Source organism: Reichenbachiella sp., from assembly GCF_039944555.1.
GTDB lineage: Bacteria > Bacteroidota > Bacteroidia > Cytophagales > Cyclobacteriaceae > Reichenbachiella.
This window is the reverse complement of record NZ_JBDUYN010000004.1, coordinates 144,264-167,097: the sequence shown is the minus strand read 5'-3', so window position 1 is coordinate 167,097 and position 22,834 is coordinate 144,264. Positions and strand designations below refer to the sequence as shown.

The 22,834-nt window shown below is 40.6% G+C and carries 15 protein-coding genes; 9 read left to right on the top strand and 6 right to left on the bottom strand.

Annotation, left to right across the window (positions count from 1 at the left end):
* Position 1: 1 nt before the first annotated feature.
* On the bottom strand, positions 2-1,786 hold the full coding sequence (locus tag ABJD64_RS02195; RefSeq protein WP_348176953.1) for a glycoside hydrolase family 15 protein: 1,785 nt from the start codon (positions 1,784-1,786) through the stop codon (positions 2-4).
* 173 nt (positions 1,787-1,959) lie between these two features.
* Between ABJD64_RS02195 and tpiA the strand changes: the two genes are divergently transcribed.
* The 4 genes from tpiA to ABJD64_RS02175 all read left to right on the top strand — a co-directional run bounded on the left by tpiA (position 1,960) and on the right by ABJD64_RS02175 (position 8,956).
* Complete coding sequence (gene tpiA / locus ABJD64_RS02190) at positions 1,960-2,715, top strand: triose-phosphate isomerase (RefSeq protein ID WP_348176951.1); 756 nt, start codon at positions 1,960-1,962, stop codon at positions 2,713-2,715.
* Positions 2,716-2,743: 28 nt separating this feature from the next.
* Positions 2,744-3,082, top strand: coding sequence for a DUF6150 family protein (locus ABJD64_RS02185; RefSeq protein ID WP_348176949.1), 339 nt, complete (start codon positions 2,744-2,746; stop codon positions 3,080-3,082).
* Positions 3,083-3,916 carry a 50S ribosomal protein L11 methyltransferase gene (gene prmA / locus ABJD64_RS02180; RefSeq protein ID WP_348176947.1) on the top strand — a complete coding sequence of 278 codons (834 nt, stop codon included), beginning with the start codon at positions 3,083-3,085 and terminating at the stop codon, positions 3,914-3,916.
* A gap of 69 nt (positions 3,917-3,985) precedes the next feature.
* A complete protein-coding gene (locus ABJD64_RS02175; protein ID WP_348195230.1) occupies positions 3,986-8,956 on the top strand; it encodes a hypothetical protein in 4,971 nt (1,656 codons plus the stop codon).
* 1 nt (position 8,957) lies between these two features.
* Here the strand turns inward: ABJD64_RS02175 and ABJD64_RS02170 are convergent, their stop codons facing one another.
* The 3 genes from ABJD64_RS02170 to ABJD64_RS02160 all read right to left on the bottom strand — a co-directional run bounded on the left by ABJD64_RS02170 (position 8,958) and on the right by ABJD64_RS02160 (position 11,353).
* Positions 8,958-9,515 carry an EF-hand domain-containing protein gene (locus tag ABJD64_RS02170; protein ID WP_348176943.1) on the bottom strand — a complete coding sequence of 186 codons (558 nt, stop codon included), beginning with the start codon at positions 9,513-9,515 and terminating at the stop codon, positions 8,958-8,960.
* Positions 9,516-9,527: 12 nt separating this feature from the next.
* Entirely contained in the window at positions 9,528-10,130 is a 603-nt protein-coding gene (locus tag ABJD64_RS02165; RefSeq protein WP_348176941.1) for a peroxiredoxin-like family protein, read from the bottom strand.
* A 95-nt stretch (positions 10,131-10,225) separates the two neighbouring features.
* Positions 10,226-11,353 carry a hypothetical protein gene (locus ABJD64_RS02160; RefSeq protein ID WP_348176939.1) on the bottom strand — a complete coding sequence of 376 codons (1,128 nt, stop codon included), beginning with the start codon at positions 11,351-11,353 and terminating at the stop codon, positions 10,226-10,228.
* A gap of 97 nt (positions 11,354-11,450) precedes the next feature.
* On the opposite strand from ABJD64_RS02160, the gene ABJD64_RS02155 reads away from it, so the two are divergent.
* Positions 11,451-12,023 (top strand): DNA-3-methyladenine glycosylase I, encoded by a 573-nt coding sequence (locus tag ABJD64_RS02155; RefSeq protein WP_348176937.1) that lies wholly within the window; start codon positions 11,451-11,453, stop codon positions 12,021-12,023.
* 48 nt (positions 12,024-12,071) lie between these two features.
* Positions 12,072-12,203 carry a hypothetical protein gene (locus ABJD64_RS02150; RefSeq protein WP_348176935.1) on the top strand — a complete coding sequence of 44 codons (132 nt, stop codon included), beginning with the start codon at positions 12,072-12,074 and terminating at the stop codon, positions 12,201-12,203.
* Positions 12,204-12,254: 51 nt separating this feature from the next.
* Here the strand turns inward: ABJD64_RS02150 and ABJD64_RS02145 are convergent, their stop codons facing one another.
* The gene (locus ABJD64_RS02145; protein WP_348195227.1) at positions 12,255-14,639 is read right to left on the bottom strand and encodes a GAF domain-containing protein; all 2,385 of its coding nucleotides are present in this window, start codon (positions 14,637-14,639) and stop codon (positions 12,255-12,257) included.
* A 154-nt stretch (positions 14,640-14,793) separates the two neighbouring features.
* Between ABJD64_RS02145 and ppk1 the strand changes: the two genes are divergently transcribed.
* On the top strand, positions 14,794-16,890 hold the full coding sequence (ppk1, locus tag ABJD64_RS02140; protein ID WP_348176931.1) for a polyphosphate kinase 1: 2,097 nt from the start codon (positions 14,794-14,796) through the stop codon (positions 16,888-16,890).
* Positions 16,891-16,898: 8 nt separating this feature from the next.
* Here ppk1 and ABJD64_RS02135 read toward each other — a convergent pair whose 3' ends face one another.
* Positions 16,899-18,122 (bottom strand): Pycsar system effector family protein, encoded by a 1,224-nt coding sequence (locus tag ABJD64_RS02135; protein ID WP_348176929.1) that lies wholly within the window; start codon positions 18,120-18,122, stop codon positions 16,899-16,901.
* A gap of 134 nt (positions 18,123-18,256) precedes the next feature.
* Here ABJD64_RS02135 and ABJD64_RS02130 point away from each other — a divergent pair, with 134 nt between their 5' ends.
* Both ABJD64_RS02130 and ABJD64_RS02125 read left to right on the top strand, forming a co-directional pair.
* The gene (locus tag ABJD64_RS02130) at positions 18,257-19,153 is read left to right on the top strand and encodes an SdiA-regulated domain-containing protein (RefSeq protein ID WP_348176927.1); all 897 of its coding nucleotides are present in this window, start codon (positions 18,257-18,259) and stop codon (positions 19,151-19,153) included.
* A complete protein-coding gene (locus ABJD64_RS02125) occupies positions 19,153-22,812 on the top strand; it encodes a metallophosphoesterase (protein WP_348176925.1) in 3,660 nt (1,219 codons plus the stop codon). The genes ABJD64_RS02130 and ABJD64_RS02125 overlap by 1 nt, the downstream gene beginning before the upstream one ends.
* Positions 22,813-22,834: the final 22 nt, after the last annotated feature.

The following is a 22,834-nucleotide window of genomic DNA, read 5'->3' as shown; positions in this document are numbered from 1 at the left end:
ATCACCTAAAATCAGGCATGTCCAACTTTTTGGCGATTCTGTGCGCAGCATTAAGCAGACCTACATGACTGTATGCCTGCGGAAAGTTGCCCCACATGCTTCCATCCTTTTCATTTACATCTTCACTAAGGAGGCCAACATGGTTAGAATAACCGACCAAATTGTCAAAGTATTCGATGGCCTCATCGAGTCTCCCTACACAAGCCAATGCTTCCACATACCAAAAGGCACAGATCAGGAAAGTAGTCTCCGGTTCTCCAAAATCATCCTGGTGCTTATACCGGTAGAATAAACCATTAGAAGCTTTCAGATCTTTTTCCATGGCTATGAGGTGCTGTTTGGCCCTTTCCGAATCATTCTCCAAATAGTTCATGTTGATAAGCTGCAAGCAGCTGGCATCCATTCGGTCTGTTCCTATCGCCTGACTATAACCCATTTTGCTGGCACTGTAGCACTGCTCTATTTTGCCTTTAGCAATTTTTCCAAGTTTGTTAGCCAGATTGCCCATCTTCTCATCCTTGAGCACTACCGCTATTTTCTCAGCGGCCAAACTACCCGCCCAATGGAAAAGATAGGTGTAACAATGATGCTGACTCAGGTTTCGAAATTCCCAAAGCCCGGCATCCGTTTGCTCCATGGTTTTTTCAATTAAGCCTAACGTCTTAAATATCAAATCGCCAGAATCAAACCTTTCGGTAAAAATAATCCGCTGGTCATAGTATAACGGAAGTAAAGAAAGGAGCACTTGGCCATACACATCGTTCTGGATGTGCTCGTAGGCCTGATTACCCACACGAACTGGTTGATTTCCCTGATAGCCCTTCAGACTAGTTTCAATTTCTATCAAATCCTTTTCCCCTCCTATTCCGAAGAGTGGCTGATACCTGTCATTCTCACCACTGGTAATATTCATGATGTAATGAAAATACTTCTCCAGTTCTTCGAAGTGACCTATGTTATTGAAGGCATTGAGCGTGTAGAAAGTATCCCGCATCCAGCAGAAGCGATAGTCCCAGTTTCGTGTAGAGCCTGGGGATTCAGGCAGGCTCGTGGTAGTGGCAGCCACTATGGCTCCGGTATCCTCATACTGATGAATTTTCAGTATCAAAGCCGATCGAATGGCAGCCTTTTGATAAAAATTGACAATACTCGCAGTCTTTACCCATTTGTGCCAATAGTTGACGGTGCGATCAAGAAACAGCTCTGAGGTTTCTTTTAGGTCAGCCTCCATTGGTGGACCAAAAGTCAGCACAAGGTATTTGGTTTCGTTGAGCACAAAATCCTGATCATTGATCAAATAGTTCAAAGAAATATTGGTAGTCAGCCTCACCTGCGCTTCCAGTCCGATGTATCTGATATGATTACTACCCATACTCTTTTCTGGACGGATGGCGCCATAGTCACCAACAGGATCACATATCACTTTGATATTTGGATGATCAGAGATAGGCTCGATTTTTCTAATCAGCATTAGCGGTTTATAGCTCCGCTCATGTTGCAAATACCTGGGAGCAAAATCTGTCACCTTATATTTTCCGGTAGCACACTCTATTTCAGTGCAGAGCACGTTCGTATTTTCCAGGTAATATTGTTTGGAAGAAAATTCGCCTTCTGCAGGAAGTGCTGAAAATTCGCCTCCTTTTTGATCGTCGATTAATTTACCAAAAATGAAACTGCTATCGAACCGAGGCCAGCACATCCATGAGATGTTTGTGTCCTTTTTGATATGAGCGGTGTAAGCACAATTGCCAATTACACCAAAGTCATAGGTATGTCTTTTATCCATAAGAATCTAGGATTAAAAATTCGAGAAAAATGTTTTGGATCTTGTGCTGTATTGATCAAATCCAACAACGTGCAAATTCAATCAATACGCTAAAATGATGAAATATTATCAATTAATGCCATAATTATTGCAACTTTGTTCAGCGAAAATTCATATTTATTAATAAACACACAATGAGAAAGAAAATAGTAGCGGGAAACTGGAAGATGAACAACAACCTCGAGGCAGGTATCAAATTAGCCCAAGAGGTCTTAGAAAAAGCCACCGGGAATGAAGAGGCACAAATCGTATTAGGTACTCCGTTTATCCATTTGAATAAACTTGCCGAGTCCATCGTTGGAAAAAAAGGTATTGAGGTAGCTGCTCAAAATTGCAGTGACAAAGCATCAGGAGCCTATACCGGGGAGACTTCTGCCGAGATGGTTAAATCAACAGGCGTCAACTACGTAATTCTGGGGCACAGCGAAAGACGTGAATATTTCAACGAGACTAATCAGGAATTGGCGGCCAAATTGGATTTAGCTCTCGCAAACAACCTGGTACCAATTTTCTGCTGTGGCGAACCGTTGGAAATCCGCGAAAAAGAGGAGCACTACGCATATGTAAAACAACAATTAACGGAAAGTCTCTTTCATCTGTCAGCAAATGATTTTGCAAAAACCGTAATTGCCTATGAGCCGATTTGGGCAATTGGTACGGGTAAAACAGCAACCTCTGCACAAGCGCAAGAAATGCACGCTGAACTAAGAAACCATTTAGCCGACCATTTTGGACAGGAATTAGCAGATACCTGCCCAATACTATATGGAGGTAGCTGCAAGCCTTCTAACGCACAGGAAATATTTGCTGGAGCTGATGTAGATGGTGGGTTGATTGGTGGAGCATCTTTGAACGCCGATGATTTCCTCGCTATTGTCAACTCTTTTTAAGTATTGAATTAAGCAACATTTACCCGCTATGATTTCATTTATTCTTTCATTGAGCATTCTACTTTGGAACAAAGAACCCAAAGGCTTCTCTCAAATAGACCCTTGCGAAATTTACGGCAAGGTGTATATCGAACCCAACCCCAGATATGCCCATTTCAAAGTCTATGAAGATGAATCCGAAGCCTTTGCTGACATTATTATCTTTGAAGAGGAAAATTCCTTGTATGCAGATCAGGTAGGTCACTGGTCTTTTGTGGATGACCGAGATTTTGCTGATGTTTACATATACTTTGAAAAAGACAGGAGTTTGGCAGACTTTTCGGTTTACTACACCGACTATGAATCCTTCGCTGGCTGCAACAGATAAATGACATTTACAAGAATTATATTCCAAACTAACCGTGAATTTGCTGATATCCTGACGGCCGAACTTGCCGAAATGGGCTTTGACACTTTTGAAGAAACAGATAAGGGCCTGGATGCCTACATTCTTACGGAAAGATACTCTGGTCATGCCATTAGCGAAATGGTAAATAGATACAGTGCGCTTGCCTCGATCGAATACAAAATTGAAACTATCGAGAAGGAAAACTGGAATGAGGAATGGGAGAAAAATTACGATCCTATTGCTGTAGACAGCCGCTGCAGAGTGCGCGCTACTTTTCATGAGCCTGATGATTCATATACTTATGAAATTGTGATTACACCAAAAATGTCATTCGGAACGGGACACCATGCGACCACGCAGGGAATGCTGGAATTGCAATTGGACGGAGACTTCAATGGAAAATCAGTACTCGATGTGGGATCTGGCACCGGTATTTTGGCCATTATGGCCTCCAAACTAGGCGCATCGTATATAGAAGCCACTGACATAGATCAGTGGTGTGTGGAAAATGGTCTGGAGAATTTTCTGCTCAATGGGCTTCAGAACATCAATTATCATAAAGGTGCTATTAACAAATTATCACTTAATAAGACCAATTATGATGTGGTGATTGCAAACATCAACAAGAATGTATTGTTAGAAGAAATGTCCTATTATGCCCAATTGTTGAAAAAGGGCGGTGAGCTTTATCTAAGCGGCTTCTATGAAGAAGACATTGAGGACATTAAAAATAGTACGGATTCATATAATCTTTACCTTGAAAAATCAGTTATAAAAGACAACTGGACAGCATTGAAGTTCAGCAAATACTGATAAAGCGCATAGCATATCACAATCGGTTTACTATCTTTAGCAGTTGATTCAGAATAGCATTGGATGGTCTTGTACAGGCGAATATACTTTCTTCTTTTTTTTACACTTTCTGCAGGTTTGGCACAAGCACAATATTTCAGGTTCTCGCCAGAACCAGATCAGTTTGTAGAAGACGTGGTGAAAAATATCTCAGGCATCGGGACAGAATCTGCTGAAAAAGTATCTTATGACTTTCGTAATGCTTGGACTTCAAGTATTTCTGACGAGCAGAAGGCTTCTATCATCGAATTATGTCGAAAAATGGAGGATCGACGATTTGGAACACAGCCTTATCATGAGTACTTCTTTAGCTTAATCACCTATGCACTAACACAAGAAGGTGCCAATCCTGCGGAGTTATCGAGCATTCTGGATGTTTGTCACCATGCTGTTGATCGCTACGACAAAGATGATGTGTCTGATTTCTTCAAGACACTTACTTTTTTCTTCGCTAGAGGGGCGCTCTACCACTCACATTACAACAAACTTTCCACATCTGGAGGGTCTTATAAGGTTGCACTATTAGAAGAATCCCAACCTGAACCCGAGGAATCCTCAGGCGAAGAAACTGAGGAAGAAGATGACGAATTTATCTCAGAAGAGGAACTGTTAGACGTACAGGATGAAGAAATTATAGAAGAAAATGCCGGGTCTGACGACTGGGCTTCTGATGATGACTGGGGCAGCAGTGATGACAGTTGGGGGTCTGATGATAGTTGGGGTAGCGACGACAGCTGGGGAAATGATGACAGCTTCGGTAACTCGGATGACTATCAAGAAGAACCTTTAAAAGAAGAGGAAGTTAAAAAACCATTGGTCTTGGAACGTCAGAGTTTTTCACTCGAAAAGGTAGACTTGGTTGCTCAAATGCAAGCCGACGATAAGGACCCAATTCTTGCTGGCCCTGTATTACAACTTACAGGCATCGATTTTAAAATAGCCACGCCGTATGACACATTAACGGTCACAAATGCCTCTGGCACTTTCCTGATTAAAGATCAAGTATTTGTCGGTACATCAGGAGAATTGGACTGGCCTGATGATATGAAAGGAACTGACGGTGCAGTTATTTTGCTCGAAGGTTATTCATTCGATGTTAGCGTCCCAAAACTAAAAACCTCGCGAACCAAATTAAGGTATCCGGAGTTGTTCAGCGGAGACGCCCCAGGAGCATTTTATTTCAAAAGTGGAAGACGCCTGGATCATGAGGAGAAGGTTTATCCACAATTTATCTCTCATTATTCTGATCTGGAATTGAGCTTACCTGGTGAACGTCTAAAATACAAAGGGGGATTTGCCATGAAGGGTGCTCGTAAATATGGGACTTCAGTTTCCAAGGACCAATCTACAATAGAGGTCGCGGATGGCAGAGGTCGTTCTTTCATAGCAAAAGCCGTAGAATACGTTTTCGAGGATTCTTTGATACTTTCGGATAAAATATCATTTGCACTTTATCATGGCACAGATTCCATCTACCACCACTCTGTGCGGTTTGATTATGATCAGGGGATATCAAAACTAACACTGCTTAAAGATCAGGGGGATTACAAGAACACCTATTACTACTCTTCTTTTTTCAAATTGGAGTTTAAAGCTGACATGCTTGAATGGCACCTGGAAGCAGACAGCATTGACATCTCTATATTGAATGCCAAAAACAGAGTTCCTGCTCTTTTTGAATCTGAAGAATATTTCAATCCGCTTCGTTATAAAAAAATGACAGGCATGTTCGAATTTCACCCGGTAAGGGCAGTTGTTGAATTCGCCAGGTTAGTACAAGGGCCGGAATACAATTTGATCGAAATGCAGGATCACTTCGGAATTAAGCCTGAATTGGCTCGTGCCGCTATGGAGTTTCTTAAACAAAACAACTATATCCTTTTAGATGAAGAGACTAATCAGATTACTGTTCTTCGCAAGGCCTTTCATTATGTCATGGCTTACTCTAAGCAAAAGGACTTTGATAATATTCTCATCTCATCTCTAAATCCTCAGGGATCCAATGCATCCTTGAATTTTGAAACAGGTGAAATGGAGGTACGAGGTGTAAGCAGAATTGTGGTCACTCCAGATCAAGACGTTAGAATTACACCGGATTCAAGTAGGGTCACATTACTAGAGGATAAAAACATGAAATTTAGCGGTGGAGTTAATGCAGGCGACTTTAAGTACAGGGGTCAAGATTTCTTTTTCAACTATGATGAATATTTGATTCAGATGCCAGTCATCGACTCTATCAGAATTCAAGTAGACTTTCATGAGGAAAGCGGAGAACACAAGACTTCCTTGAGTAATCATCTTACCCAAACTTCTGGCACACTATACATCAACCACCCAAAGAATAAGGCCGGAGTTCGGCGATTCGCTCAGTATCCTTTCTTCGTTTCTGACTCTGAGGCTATCGTATATTTCGACGGTCCCGATATCCTGAATGGCGCCTACGATAAGTCTGTTTATTTTGTCGTCCCTCCGTTTGAAATGGATAGCATCAACCGTGACGACCCTGCAGGTATAGCCTTTAAGGGTACCTTTTTCTCCGGCGGAATTATTGCGCCAATTGCCGAAAACCTTGTGATCATGCCTGATAGGTCATTAGGTTTCGAGCATGTAATTCCAGAAGATGGCTATGCACTATATGGTGGTGAAGGAATCTTGTATGACAGCCTTTCACTAAACGCAGACGGACTACGTGCAGATGGAAGAATAGACTATAGAACTACTACGGTAAACTCCGATGATTTCATTTTTTATATGGATTCTGTCTCTGCCGTAGGCCAGGAGGGAGTCATTCGGGAAGGGCAATTGGACCAAGCCTCATATCCTGAAGCAGTTCTGGCTGACTACAAAATGCTTTGGTTGCCTCTCAAAGACAGTATGTACATTGCCAATAGAAATGAGCCATTTCAATTCTATAACTCCACAGCCTCACTTGACGGGAAAGCCAACATTACAGCTGGAGGTGTTTATGGATCAGGAGAAATGCTATCCAGAGGTTCGAAATCGATCTCTGATGAATTTCATTTTAGCCAATACGAATATTCCGGTAGGCATGCTGAATTTGAAATCCTGACCGACAATCCTGACAAACCCGCTATGAAGGGGGATGACATCGCACTGGACTTCGACCTAATCGATAATATTGCAGAGGTAAGACCTGAGCAGGAGGGGGTAGCTGCCATCAGTTTTCCTTACGCTCAAATGAAAACCTCTATTACGGAGGCTACCTGGTATCTGGATTCGGCCCAAATAGCGATGACCAAGCCTGAGGAAGTAGATATCATGTCTTCCTATTTCTATACTACTCGTGATGAATTGGATTCTCTTGCTTTTAATGCCACCAATGCAATTTATGACATCAACACCTACGAACTTAATATACAGGGAATACCCTATATTAAAGTAGCTGACGCCGAAATCATCCCAGACAACAACGAAACTACCATCTACGAGAATGCCGTTCTACGTCCATTTGAAAATGCTAAACTCAAAATTGATACGCTCAACGGATACCACAACTTGTTTGATGGCAATATCACTGTAATTTCTAGTAAGAAATTCGAAGGACATGCTACCTATGAACTTGTGAACGCTGCTGAGGATACATTCGCTATTAAATTCGACAGTTTCGAGTTAAAGGGTTTCCAAATTGGTAAAAATGAATATGATAGCATGACGGTATCCGGTGGAACTGTGCTTGAGTCTCAAAAGCTTCAGCCATCACCAGGCTTCTATTTTGCTGGTGATGTAACCATGTATGCTGATCGCAAGAATCTAGAAATGGAGGGTCAGGTCAAACCAGATATTAAGAGCCTGGGTGAATTTGATTACTGGGTCAACTACTCTGTTCCGCAGGGTCAAGATGAAGTAATCATTGATATAGATACGGCTACTACAACCACCGGGCAACCCATTGTCGCTGGATTATTGTACAACAGCCTCACATATGAACCTTATATGGCCTTCGTTCATAATAAAACCCGTGATATTGATGAATACCTATTCAAAGCCGGTGGAATTATGTCATATACCGACTCATTGGCTGAATTTCGAATTGAAGATCCTGCAAAAACGCTTAATGAGAGCTATGCTGGCAGAAGTTTTATTTATAATGACGACACGCAACAGCTTTTGTATGAGGGTCCTGTTTCCTTCATAAAGAACAAAACTGAATTTTCTCTTGATGCAACAGTTCTTGGTTTTGCGAAACCTGACTCTAACACTTATTTCATGGATGCCATGCTGGCTTTGGACATGAAACTCCATCCAACGGTGATTACTGCAATGACAGCAAACATAACTGACGTAGTAGCACAAATTGGTCCGGATGTAGCACATGGCAATAACATCGAATTGATGTACAAGCTAGCGGATATGATCGGTGATCCTGCCACAAAAAATTACGAAAACAACTCAATGAATGAGTACATGGCATTGGCCGAGAGCTCACCAAAGGTGACAAAAACACTTTTTATTTCTAATGTAAATCTAGCATGGTCTCATAGACATCGAGGTTTCTATAATACCTCTAAAATGGGGCTTTCTCATATCCTACAAACCGACATTAACGCACTTTCAGATGGGTTTTTGGAAATAAAGAAATCCGACGAAGGAGAAGACGTAGTTCATTTATTCTTACAAATCGCGCCATCGACCTGGTATTTTTTCAGCTACGAACACGGACGTTTGATGATGTTCTCCTCAAACAACGATTTCAATAATTTTGTTGCAGAAAACTCCACGATCAGTACCGCGGGTCTCGGAGAATATGGGACAGTAGTAGGGGACGAATTTGAGGTTCTGAAGTTTGTAAATGACTTCCGCAACAAATATTATGGAATCAACGAGGCTTACAGTCTCGAGTATCCGGAAGAAACTCATCTGGAAGAAGATATTTATGACACCATTGAAGACGGCACAGATAATTCGGATGAAGATGCTCCGGTGGAAGAAGACTACAATACTTTCGAAGAGTTAGACGAAGACGAGGACGACGGGTTTTAAATTATACTTTGCTCTCTTCCCATCCACCAAATAACCAATTACCTGCGGCATTTGGATTGTCGCTTCTCATGAATTGATCGACCGAGCGTACCATCTCTTCATGCGAAAGACGCCCGTCTTGGTTTGTGTCTAAATTTCTGAATGCCTTTGGAGCAAAACGTACCTCTATCCTCATACCGATGAACAGATCGATATACTCGGTTTGAGAGATAAATCCATCATCATTGATGTCAAACAACCTAAACAATGTTGTAACAAAGTTGTTTAGGTATTTCTTATAAGTCTCTAAGTTCTTTGGGTCAAGCAACACCGTCATAAACTGCAACCATTGTTGCTGAGTACCTTGCCCATTTTCAACATACGGTACCAGCTTTTCCCAGATGCCGTTGGTCATCCCCATAACAATTTCATAATCAGGAGTATCCAAGTCAATGTCGCGAATGATGGCCAGGTTTTCTCCAATCGCCTCAAAATCATCTGCTTCGATAGATCCATTTTTGTCAAAATCAAGGATGTTGAAAAAATGTGTTAGTTTCTTTATTTGTAGTGGTGTTAGCATAGTGCATTAAACTTAAAGATTCTGTAAAATTTTACCTACGGTTGCTCTCTTCTTATAATCGGGATCGAAAAAAGTATACAATATTTGTCTGTCCTGACCTATAATATAGGTGGCTGGAACAGGAAGGTTCGGGCCGTTGTCACCGTTCGCTTCAACAACATCAATGCCCCATTTTTTGTACTTTTTTAACATGGCCTCTTCCAGATTAAAAGCGACATGGTAAATGTTCATGATTGATAAATCTTTGTCATGAATGATCTTAAAAGATGCTCCAGTTTTATCAATAGTCTTTTCTACACTCTCTGGTTTTTCGGGTGTGACAGCTACTACAATTCCTCCCTTTTGAGTAATGAAATCGAGAGAGTCTTCCATCTGAGACAGTTGCTTATTGCAGTGTGGACACCAAAACCCACGGTAAAACATCAATACGACCGGGCCCTTCTTTAGGATTTCATAAAGTTCAAATGAATCTCCGTTCTGATCTATTCCTTCAAAGTTGAGCGCTTCGTCCCCCACCTTCAATGGAATCGGTATCTCCTGTGCGTTCGCATGAAGCGAAAACATAATTACAAAAAAAACTAAAGCACATCTAATCTTCATTTCTGCTCTTTTCACGCATCCTATGATTAGGCTAATATAGGGTTTAATATTGTTCAATCGCAAATTTTGGGACCAAATGAAAAGATGTCTTTCACGTTGTGAACCCTTAGTTATTGTGCCTTTAGGACATCTTTCATATGAAATATGAAATTCTCAAGAGCCTGCTCCCAGTTGAGGTCGGCGTCCCATCTTGAACCAAGATAAACATCCTTGGTATAGACATGCTTGACATAGTATTTGTACACTACCGCTTCTACCGGCAACGTGCTCAGGGTACTGCCGGCTTTGATAGTGACATAGTCGGTTTCATAAGGATCAGTATCGTAGTTTAACATTTGTCGTACAGTCTTGCCCGTTCCTAAAATAATGTGAAGTGCAAATTGATGACCCTGGTTATAAATGTCATCATCTGACATACTTTCAGAGAACACATATTGCAGTGGATAACCGAGCATGATTTCTTCAAGCCTCTTGTTTTTACGGTCCACTTCATCATTGTAAGCTTCAATCGTTTCTCTTGTCTCCATATCCAAAGACGTGCTATCCTCCATTTGATACTTTTGAAACTTCGGAACCACCAGCTTATCTACTTTCAAATCCATGGCATATGTAGGTATTCTTTTACCTTCCAAAATTTTAGTATTGGTGAAAAACTCAGGCACGTCAGGAATCAGGTAATTTTCCACAACCATTTCTGCCCTAAAAACATCTTTTCTCATTTCATTCAACAACACGTCAAGTACGGGACCCTGCACTTGCCATGCTTTTTGTCGCTCTGAAATAAAGGACTTCTTGTCATTGAATGCTGTAATGGTAATTGAGAAAGACTCAACACCCGCTGCATTTGGTGCGCCTTGTTCAAGCACTACGATGTATTTAATTTCACGCTTCTCCATGTCTCTGGCAAATGATTCATTGACATCTGGGCTGGCAAATACGTCATCCAGGTAATAATAAGCTATGGCGTCAATCTTCATTCTTCGAAAAGCCCGATGAACCTTTTCAGACAATTTCTTCCAATCTTCCCTAATACTTGGATTTTGTTTTGACCTGGGAACAGACACAAAAACGGCAGACTTTCTAGACAAGAGATACTTTGGAAGATGTGGCTGAATATCGAGGTCTTTCATATCCAACCATTGCTCACCGGACGATTGAGCCAACAATACTGCTTGATGTTGTGGTACACCAATGACTAGAAAAAGGAATACGATAAGTGACTTGATGTATGCGGACAATGAGTAGCTTTTTATTATTCTGTTGTAAAATTCAACGCTGAAAAATAGCCAAATTGATACACTTCCGCTTAATTTTATTGGAAATAATCTCTACTGTATGTGCAAAGTCAAGTGTGAGTGGGCAATCGGCCATTTTGAGGAATATGAAAGGTATCACGATGAGGAATGGGGAGTTCCTTCGCATAGTGATAGGATTCATTTTGAGTTTATGATATTGGAAAGTGCTCAGGCTGGTTTGAGTTGGAGTACGGTTCTTAAAAAGAGAGGAGGATACCGTAGCGCCTTTGCCAATTTTGATGTGAAAGAAGTAGCAAAATTTGACGAGGTCAAAATAGAATCTCTTATTGCCAACCCAGCGATTATCCGCAATCAACAAAAAATTAGGGCTGCGGTAAACAATGCCATCAGGTTTATTGAAGTTCAAAAAGAATTTGGAACATTTTCTAAATATATCTGGTCTTTCGTAGGCCATAAGCCGATTGTTGGTCATTGGGCCAAAAAGACAGATGTGCCTGCCACCACTCCTGAATCTGATGCCCTTAGCACTGATTTGAAAGAAAGAGGATTCAAGTTTGTGGGCAGTACCATCATGTATGCACATATGCAAGCTACAGGTTTGGTCAATGATCACACCCTCGACTGCTATAGATACAAGGAACTTTTGAGTTGAACGGATTCTTATTTATCTTCGCAGTGTTAATTTAAAAGAACTAAGATTATGTTTAATCCAGCGGTTACTTCAGGAGTTGATTTGTTTGTAAATATTGTGATCGTCCTTGCGAGCTTTGCCGCGGCGATTTCATTTATTGACTTTAGAAACACCAACAAAAAAGAAGAAAAAGAAGCTTAAAATGTAGCTTCTTCCAAGATATTAAATCCAGCCTTCGGCTGGATTTTTTTGTTATACCACCTCGAGTAATTTTTTAACCTCGTCAATAATAGATGTAGATTCAGTATTAACCGCTATTCGAAGTGCTTTCAGTCCACTTACACCCTGCAACTCTTCTAGCTCAAATTGCTCCAGCTCACCGGTCAACAGACCCTTATTCTTAAGATAAACGATATACCTCCTATACTCCTCGGCATCTCTCTCCTGCGAATAAATTATTGCAATTTTTCCAGGTTGGGTGATTCTTTCATCAGAGTCTTTGATAACAGCCTTATCAATCCGTTTTTTGATTATCTCATACCGAATATTATAGGCGCCGTCTACATCAAACTTTTTCTCCTCCTGCCTAAATCTAATGGACAATGGGTTGGAATGAACCAATATCAGGTGTGTAGTTTCTAACGGCATGTTGAGTTCCGGAATCATTGCAGCAGTTCTGTTAGCAATTTCTGCCGTCACCACCAATTGCCAGAGTCTCAGGTTTCTCAAGTACACCTCGTCGAACTCCATATTTTCGACCATAGAAGCACCAATATAAATGTTATGCTCCACTCCATCAGTTTTATACTTTTCGAAATAATGAGGAAACATTATTTGTGCCTTTTTTTCCTCCTCATCGAGAATGCTCCCAATTGCGTCATTAATGGAAGTCAAGCTGTTTTCAAATTTCATTCTATGATCATATACAACACCAATCTCTGAATCAAGTGCTTCCCAGTATTCCCTGGAAAACTCTTTATCACCCGCATGACCAGTTTCAATGTTTCTTATGATCGGCTCTACCTCCTCCTGGAGGAACTCAAGTATTATGGTTTCGTCGCCTGTAACTAATTTGTTCTTTATTTTCTTTCTGAACTTTTCCAGTCTGAAAATAGTCTCGTCAAGAATTGGTAAATTGGTTAATTCCATAGCTCTTGACAACACCTTTTTTGCCAATTGCAATTGCCGCATCAGGTCTTTATAAATACAATGATGCCTTTCTACCGAAGAGTTTCGAATATCAGATGCTGCATACAAGGGATAAACATCGTTGAAAACAATTTGCGGCGCAACAGTACTCTTCTGCTGAGAAATCTGATCAAGCATTTCATGCGCGGCATTGTTAAACTTCCACTCTACTGTAGGATGAATGGAGGTGTATTTTTCTTTAATTAAATTCTGAATGCTATTTTCCAATTCATCTGAACTACGCTTAACTGCTATAGCAAACAACGGTAGTACATTTCTTATTTTCGTTAAGGTCAATGCATTTAGGTCACCCTTGTTGGGCGAAGCCAGCTCAAGCAGGCCTACAAACTCTCCGTTGTAAAACAATGGATTGAGAATCAAGTTTTGTACGCCTTCCTCCATTAGGCTGTCGACTTGCGGCTCCAGCTGATTGCAGCAAGTAGACATATCTTCTACTATCATTGGTTCTCTTTGCCTCGCAAAGCGATCAAACAGGCTATTATTAGCTTCTTCGCATTCGATTTTATCTTTTTTGCCTATCAAAATACTACGCCGAGTTCCGCCTCCGAAATTAATAAATCGGTTTTTGCTTTTTTGATATCCGGCAATGCCCAGGTTAAGGTCTGACAACTGTAAAAGTGATCTGAATTTTTGCTCCAAGTCAGCAAAGCTCTTTTCATCTGAAATACTATCTTTTTCAAGTAAGTTTTCCTTGATTCTTGATAACACTTCGTCTTTCGTGACCTCATTCAATTTGAATACAACCAGTCCTTGAAATTCAAAAAGATCAGTAGGGAGTAGGGTTTTCCAAACATCCAAATTGTCAATGTTGTCAGTGAGCAATTTGATTTGCTCATCACTCAACTCAGGTAAATCACCTTTAAGGACTATTTCACAAAACTTAGGGTTAATAATTATCTTGTAGTACTGTTTTAGGCCTGTTCTGTGGTCGTGAAGTGTATAAATGATGTCTTTGTGCAACTCTATAGAAACACCATAGTACATTTCCATAATGGCCAGGTAAGCCGCCATGGTCTTGTGTTTCATGATTTCGGCCATCTCTTCAGGATCAAGTAGAGCATCATGTGAACCAGCCTTTACCATTAGGTCTTTGTAAGCCTTAGTGCTGTGTACATCTTCCTTTTTGAAGGGAGTAATAGCAGCCACCATTTCTTCCTCCTCGGTATATGGAGAAAAGATAGCAGTCATCAACAAGTTTACAGTATCCTGATATTTATTTAATATAGAAATATCTTCTATTGGCTTAAGAAGCTCGGGTGCTTCATTCACCTGCTCCATAATGATCCCGGCAGTAGAGGCCAAATATTTATTCTGATCATTTGTTCGCACTTGCCAATAACCAATCAGATTAGTTAAGCTTAATTTACATTCGAATGGAAAATCCATTCCTCCATCACACGAATCCGTCTTTGCCTGCATATTTTTCACTTAAAAGCCTTTCAATGCGAACGTATTGGCAGATTCTTTAGTTTCACTCGCAGATCGGATTCTATAGAAAAAAGATTTAACAAATATATCATGGACACCTCCACTCGATTGAAATTCATTTAACTTATATTTCTTTTTAAATTGAAAAAGGACATTGGAAGCACATCAAAACACGGAACAGAACCCTGAAGAGATCACTAACACTTATTTTGACAGGGATCTTAGCTGGTTGACCTTCAATTACAGAGTGCTCATGGAAGCAGAAAGCGACGATGTTCCTCTAATCGAACGGCTGCGCTTTTTAGCCATTTATTCTTCTAATCAGGATGAATTTTTTAGAGTAAGAGTGGCCAATATTCGAAGACTTGTAGAAATTGACAAGAAAAAAATTAATAAAGCTTTCGACATTGCGCCAAAGAAACTATTGAAAAAAATCCATGGAAAAATTCAAACACAACTGAATGAATATGGAGATACGTTAAGAAATAGCGTGCTTTTGGGTCTTGAAAAGCAAGGCATTTATATTTTAAAACCCGAACAACTTACAGAGGAACAAAAAGCTGCGAGCTTATATTATTTCAAAACCAAGGTGCTTTCCTTTTTACAACCATACCAATTTGGAAGCTCTGAACGCGATGCTTTTTTGAATAACCGAGAATTATATTTTGCCCTTCAACTGAAACAAAAAAATGATTCAGAAATAAAATATGCATATCTTAATATTCCTTCCAATGAGCTACCTAGATTTTTAGAACTCCCATCAAAAGTTGGTCAATTTCACTATATGTACCTAGACGATATAGTGGCCATGCATCTTGACTTTGTTTTTCCAGATCACGAGGTACTTGAATGCAAAAGCATCAAATTGAACAAAGATGCGGATCTCAATATAGAAGATGAGTATGCTGGAGATCTTGTTTCAAAGATTCAAAAACAGATTGAAAAAAGGAACGTCGGCGTACCCTCTCGTTTTTTGTTCGATCGCACTATGTCTGAAGGCCTTCTCGAGCATATACGAAATTCCTTCGAGCTTCAAGAAGATGATTTAGTACATGGTGGTCGCTATCATAGTTTATTCGATTTTTTCCAATTCCCCAATCCAATTGGAGGCTCCTTGGAATATGAAAGGCAGGACCCATTGCGTAACAAAACACTTGACAGCTTTCGATCCATATTTGAAGCAATCGACGAATCTGACCAGATGCTTCATTTTCCTTACCATACTTATAATTACATCCTGCAGTTTTTTAACCAGGCGGCCATTGATCCAAACGTGACTGAGATCAAAGTTACTTTCTATAGAATGGCTTCAGATTCATTAATCGGCAATGCCTTGATTTCTGCAGCGAAGAATGGCAAGAAGGTCATTGTTTTTATAGAACTAAAAGCAAGGTTTGACGAGGCAAATAATCTCGCATGGGCAGAAAAAATGCAGGCGGAAGGCGTAATCATAATCTACAGCATTCCAGGACTAAAAGTCCACGCCAAGGTGGCTTTAGTTAAAAAGAGAGAAACTGATGGGTCGAAGAAAAATTACTGCTTCTTTGGCACCGGAAATTTGAATGAAAAAACGGCTACCATCTATGGAGATCATGGATTGCTAACCTGTCACCATGAAATGGGTGAAGAATTGGACCGACTCTTTAAGTTTTTACACAAAAGGAAAGAGCCAGATTTATTCAATCATCTGTTAGTCTCACAATTCAACATCGTGGATCAATTCATTGCACTAATCGATCGGGAAATTGAGAATGTAAAGGATGGCAAAGAAGGAAGCATTATCATCAAACTAAACAACATTGAGGACCGGGAAATGATCGACAAGCTTTATGAGGCTAGTCGTGCAGGCGTGAAAGTTGAGATGATTGTAAGAGGTATTTGTTGTGTTATTCCTGGAGTCCCTGGTATGAGTGAAAATATCACCATTCGGAGAATCGTAGGAAGATACTTAGAGCATGCCCGAGTATTTTGGTTCAAAAATGATGGAGCAGATGATATCTACCTAGGTTCAGCAGATTGGATGAAGCGCAACTTGAGAAGCCGCATCGAAGTCTCCTTTCCCGTCTATGACGCCAAGATGAAAAAACAAATCATGGATCTGTTGACCCTTCAGTTGAAAGATAATACAAAGGCAGTCTTCCTCAATGAGCATCAAGACAATATTCCAGTGCAAATCAAAAAAGGAGAAAAACCAGTAAATGCTCAGTTAGATACCTACCAAATGATCAAGAAGTGGGAGCAGATCGAATAGAGGTGAAATCAATACATATACTGATTTTTGAAAAACACTTCGGCAACAATAAATGAAACCACCGCCACTACAAACCCGAACATGAAAACGGTGTACGCAACACGTAGATTTCTATATTTCTTGCCCAAAACATTACCCAGATAATAGATATCCTTGATCAAGCTACCATAGAGATAGTCACTATCCTTCATCAACTCTTTCATGCCCCACTCATATTCATCCAGGCTCATACCATGAAAATTTCCAAAGAAAAGCAAGTTAGTCTTCCTGTTCATGATATCGCTTTTCGTGAATTTCCCTTTAGATATATTAGGTCGAGTGGCCAGGATGCTGAGCACAATTGTGACCAAACAAACCACCGTCATAATCAAAGTAGGTACAACAAAATGAGGATATTCTTCCAGTTTTCGTATCAACACCGATATAATGATAGAAAGGATAATCGAATTGATGGATATCATGATGTTGGCTTTGGCATCAGCCATGGCGCTTAAATCCAAGTGGTTTTTGGAAGTGGTCCGAAACATGGTTTCTATACCTCTCGTCGGTGTATTATCCTTCTCTTTGACTTTTGCCAACTTTTTTTCTAAACTCTCAATTTTCTTTTTGAGGTCGGCCGTTTTTTCCTTTTTCCCAGTTTGCACTTGATCCTTAACGGCCTGCAAATTTTTCTGTTTCCCCTCCTCAAAGTTAGTCTTGGCATATTCAGTAAAGTAAGAATGCCCACTCAAAAAATCAGCATTAATCTTGAGCCATGAAGAATTTTTGAACCCCTCCTCATTGACCTCTTCCCACTCCTTCCTAAGTAGTTGGGCCCGGCCGTCAAATTGATCAGTAGAGAGGTGATACAAATCAGCATCACATAATACAGCCTCCATGTTGTTGAGGGGGCGTTGCGGCATCATAGTAGCCATTATACAGCCTTCGACCTGAGAGATTCTTTCGGCCGGTAAGTTCTGTTTTTCAAGAAACTCCCTGGCTAGCTCTGCGCTTTTTCTCTCATGATCTTCACAGGCATAAATATGTCCCAAATCATGAAACCAAGCAGCTATTTCGACATTTTCCCTTTCTTGTTCTTTGAGGCCCTCTCCTTTCGCAATTAATTCAGCAGCTTTTACGACTTCTTCGGTATGCTCCAGATCATGATAATAAAAATGCTCTGGCAACTTATTCTTGAGAGTATTCCTGACATATTCTGCCACTTGTGCCAATACAGGTTTTTGAGCTGCCATCAATTTTTCATCGGTTAAACAACAAATTAACAAAAATGCTTTGAAACAAATTCCTTACAGATAGTGTAACATACCAAACGCATTTCATATTTTTAGTGTTAGTAACAAAATCCTCTCAATTTAAACGAGAAATCATGTCAAAAGCAAAATTTAGCTTGCTTGTCATCTGGATGTTTATATTCGGCTGTCAGTACAATTCACGGCCAACAGCCGAGGCCTTGTTTCATTACATGCCCAATACGCTTAAGAATTATGATCTGCAAAAACCGGACGCTAAATATTTTCTTCCCTACGTCTTGGAAGAAATATCGGGAATGACTTATTACAAGCCCGGTATTATCGCCTGCATACAAGACGAGGATGGCAAGGTTTTTTTCTACAACCACAAAGAAAGAGAACTGGAAAATACAGTGAGGTTTGAAGGTTCGGGAGACTATGAAGGCATTGCCACTGACGGTAAAAAAATCTATGTGGCCGAAAGCAATGGAAATATTTACAAATTTGAACTCAAATCGAAAGGTAAAATTCATAAACTAAAAAAATATAATACGGCCCTGAAGAAAAATAATGATGCCGAAGGGTTAGCCTATGATCCAATAACGGATCAATTATTCATCGCTTGCAAAGGAGACGCAGGCATCCGAGGAGAAAAGAAAAAAGGCAGAGCGATCTATCGATTTGATCTTGATAAAAAAGAAATCAAAAATAAAGCGGCGTTTAACATTTCCAGAGACGATATCAAAGCTTATTTGGAAGAGAACAAGGATTTTGAATATGAAGCCAATCGAATCAATTTCAAACCTTCCGGCATCGCACTACACCCAATCAATGATCATTTTTATATCATTGCATCTATCGGTAAACTATTGTTGATAACGGATAGGAAAGGCCATATCAAAGGAAGTATGCCGCTAGACCCCAGGCTCTTAGGGCAACCTGAAGGTATTTGCTTTGCGCCAAATGGCGATCTCTTCATTTCGAGTGAAGGACAAGGGGACAAAGGCTATATTTTAAAATTTAACATGAACTAATGGTTCGATATATATTAATAATTGTCGCTCTTGGATGCTCTCTTATCACCCAAGCCCAGACTCCAAGTACGCAGCACCAGGTTTTCCTTATAGGAGATGCTGGAGAACCAAAACTGGCCAGCGAAAACCTCTCTACCCTCAAATCGCAAATAGAATCTGCTGGTGAAAACGCTACCTTGATCTATTTAGGTGACAACATCTATCCTAATGGTCTCCCTCCAAAGGGCCATCCCAGTAGAAAAGAAGCTGAAGAAAAACTGAAGCTTCAATTCGAGATCACAAAAAAATTCAAAGGTCGCACACTGGTAATCCCTGGCAATCATGACTGGGACAAGGGCAAAAAAGATGGATGGACCCATGTCAATCAACAAGAAAGATTTGTAAAAAAATACTTTGACAGTAAAAAAGTATTCTATCCAAAGAATGGGCATCCGGGACCTGAAGATATAAAGTTGGCCGATGGCATATACTTGATCGTATTTGACATGCAATGGATTCTTCATGCGTGGGATAAACCATTGCAACACGACCCCTTACAAAAGGTGGAGCCTCTCGACGTCATGGCTGATATTGCCTCGATGATGGAAAAACACAAAAATGACCATGTTATTTTAGCTTCTCATCATCCACTGTATAGCTATGGAGCGCATGGCGGAAAGTTTCCTTTCAAATCGCACTTATTCCCTTTGACTGAGTTGGAGGATAATCTTTACATTCCGTTGCCAGTCGTAGGGTCTATCTATCCGACCTATCGGGCAACTGCCGGGTCGATTCAAGATATCCCACATCCGAAATACAAAGCCATCCGCAATATCCTGGAACGAATGCTCAAAGTCTATCCAAATGTGATCTATGCTGCTGGTCATGAGCATTCACTCCAACATATTCAAAAAGATGGGGTAAACTACATAGTCAGTGGCTCAGGTTCTAAAACAACCTATCTAAAAGAAAAAGGGAAGTATTTAACCTTTGGTCAATCAAAGGTTGGCTTTGGCAAAGTAAAATATGACAATGATGAAGTAGCACTTGAGTTTTGGACCTCTGATCCCGAAGAAGCAGTGGGAAAAAAGGTATACGAAGGCCAATTATATAAATTTGAATACATCCCAGACCCTAATGCCAATTACCCCCGATACGATTTCAAAGAAAGTAGCAAGATTACATCGGCCTCTGTTCAGTACGAGGCTTCAAAAAACAGGCGGACTTGGATGGGTTCCAATTACAGAGACGTGTGGAATTTGCCTGTCGAAGTTCCCGTTTTTAATATCGCTGAAGAAAAAGGTGGGCTTGAGGTGCTCAAACGAGGAGGTGGCATGCAAACCAACTCTTTACGCCTGGAAGCCAAAAATGGTAAACAGTACGTGCTGCGTTCTGTCGAAAAATATGCAAGTAAGGCACTCCCGCATCTGCTTCAGGAAACTTTCGCTGTCAATGTGGTTCAGGATCAAATTAGCTCAAGCCATCCCTATGCAGCATATGTGATTCCTCCGCTCGCAGATGCCGTTGGCATTTATCATACGAATCCCCGCTTGGTATACGTACCAGACGACGGTGCATTTGGGAAGTATAGAGAAGTGCTTTCCAATTCCCTGGCACTATTTGAAGAACGACCCAGTGGGAATTGGTCCGATTCTAAATTTTTTGGTTATTCAGAAGATCTGGTAAGCTCTCCTGATGTGCAAGAGGAGCTCATGGATGACAATGATAATCATGTAGATCAGCAGTTTGTGCTCAGAAATCGATTATTCGATATGGTAATTGGCGATTGGGACCGACACGAAGATCAATGGCGCTGGGCTTCTTTTGAAAAAGAAAACGGAACCATGTATCGTCCCGTGCCAAGAGATAGAGATCAAACCTTTTTTATGAATGAAGGTATTTTGCCCAAAATTGCAAGTAGACGATGGGCCATGGCAAAGATCGAGGGGTTCAATAACGATGTAAGATGGTCCCCTGGTTTCAATTTTAACGCCAGATTTTTCGATCGAATCTTTCTGACAGTGCCCGATCGAGGGGATTGGGAATCAATGATCAAACTCATACAGGATAGCCTGACTGATGAAGCCATTGAAAAAGCCATTAAGCAATGGCCTGAAAATGTATTTGCACAAACGGGAGAAAAGACCATTAGTACCTTGAAGGCACGACGGGATAATCTTACCGATTATGCGATGGAGTTTTATGAGAGTTTAGCCAAAAAAGTGAATGTCCTTGGCACCGATAAGAAGGAACTCTTTTTAATTCAAAATCTGAGTCAGGACAAAATCCGCGTAACGGTGCACAAACTCTCGAAGAAAGGAAACATAGAACAGGCGATCTACGACCGGACATTCGACGCCAATGATACCAAAGAGGTTCGCATTTATGGCTTTGACGAAGAAGATCAGTTTAAAATATCGGGTAATGTTAGAAGCAAAGTCAATGTCAGAATCATCGGAGGTAAAGACAAAGATGAAGTTTATGATTTAACCACCAATCGATCAGCCAAAAATGTGAAGGTCTATGATCGGAAGTCAACAAAATTTGAAACTCCTTCCTACAGTTTTAAACCCAGAGTAAGCAACAGACCTGAAATCAACAATTACAACAAATATGAATTCAAGTATGATGTGCTATTACCTCTTGTCAATGGCTCATACAACCGAGACGACGGCGTATTTTTAGGCGGTGGTTTTATGTATACCCAGCACGGCTGGCGCAAGGAGCCATTTGCTTCCAGACATCGTCTGATGGCCAATGTGGCTGTTGCCACAGGTGCCTTCAATATTGAATACAAAGGAGACTTCACTAATGTCATCGGTCAATGGAACTTAGGTGCAGTCATCGACATCAAAAAACCAGAGGTCAACAACTTTTTCGGATTGGGAAACGAGTCGTTTTATGATGTGGATAGAGGTATAGACTACTATAGAATACGAGTGGAGGACTATTCGTATTACCTATCTCTGCACAACGAAATCGGTAATGTGGGAAAATTCGAATTCGGCCTTCATCAGCGCACGATTGAAATTGATGAAGATCAAGACACTTTTATTGCTTCTACAGGATTCAATGAGTTTAACACGGATGTACTTTTTACAGAAACAAGACAATATGGTGGCCTATATACTACACTCGAATTTGACACGCGGGATGAAAAGCTATTTGCCACACGGGGCCTTTACTGGGAATCAGAATTCGCAGGCTACAAGGGCCTAAAATCAAATTCAACAGATTATACACACTTTCATTCTAGTCTGGCTCTGTTCTACAGTTTTCAATATCCTGCCATCGTGACCCTAGCCTCTCGTACAGGGTATGCTCATAACTTTGGCAAGCTCGCACCAGACGAGTTTTTCAATGCCAATACATTAGGTGGGCGTAGCAATTTGCGAGGATTTAGGAAAACCAGGTTCTATGGCAGAACCACTTTCTATCAAAACGTAGATTTAAGGCTTAAGCTATTTGATTTTTCTTCTATTCTTTTTCCAGGCAAATTTGGTCTGCACGGCTTTTATGATGTAGGTAGAGTCTGGGCGGTTCAGGACTCTGAGGTATGGCATAGGTCGGCGGGAGTAGGCATTTGGGTAGCACCTTTGAGTAAGGCTGCGGCATCTCTATCTTATGCATTTTCACCAGAAGAAAATCTCATTTCATTTGATTTCGGATTTTTCTTTTAATACCGTGTATTTTTTCTTTTCT

Bases quoted from the DNA above. Each gene is read 5' to 3' on its own strand.
- ABJD64_RS02195 (WP_348176953.1), bottom strand. From the start codon at position 1,786: ATGGATAAAAGACATACCTATGACTTTGGTGTAATTGGCAATTGTGCT.
- tpiA (WP_348176951.1), top strand. From the start codon at position 1,960: ATGAGAAAGAAAATAGTAGCGGGAAACTGGAAGATGAACAACAACCTC.
- ABJD64_RS02185 (WP_348176949.1), top strand. From the start codon at position 2,744: ATGATTTCATTTATTCTTTCATTGAGCATTCTACTTTGGAACAAAGAA.
- prmA (WP_348176947.1), top strand. From the start codon at position 3,083: ATGACATTTACAAGAATTATATTCCAAACTAACCGTGAATTTGCTGAT.
- ABJD64_RS02170 (WP_348176943.1), bottom strand. From the start codon at position 9,515: ATGCTAACACCACTACAAATAAAGAAACTAACACATTTTTTCAACATC.
- ABJD64_RS02155 (WP_348176937.1), top strand. From the start codon at position 11,451: ATGTGCAAAGTCAAGTGTGAGTGGGCAATCGGCCATTTTGAGGAATAT.
- ABJD64_RS02150 (WP_348176935.1), top strand. From the start codon at position 12,072: ATGTTTAATCCAGCGGTTACTTCAGGAGTTGATTTGTTTGTAAATATT.
- ABJD64_RS02135 (WP_348176929.1), bottom strand. From the start codon at position 18,122: ATGGCAGCTCAAAAACCTGTATTGGCACAAGTGGCAGAATATGTCAGG.
- ABJD64_RS02130 (WP_348176927.1), top strand. From the start codon at position 18,257: ATGTCAAAAGCAAAATTTAGCTTGCTTGTCATCTGGATGTTTATATTC.
- ABJD64_RS02125 (WP_348176925.1), top strand. From the start codon at position 19,153: ATGGTTCGATATATATTAATAATTGTCGCTCTTGGATGCTCTCTTATC.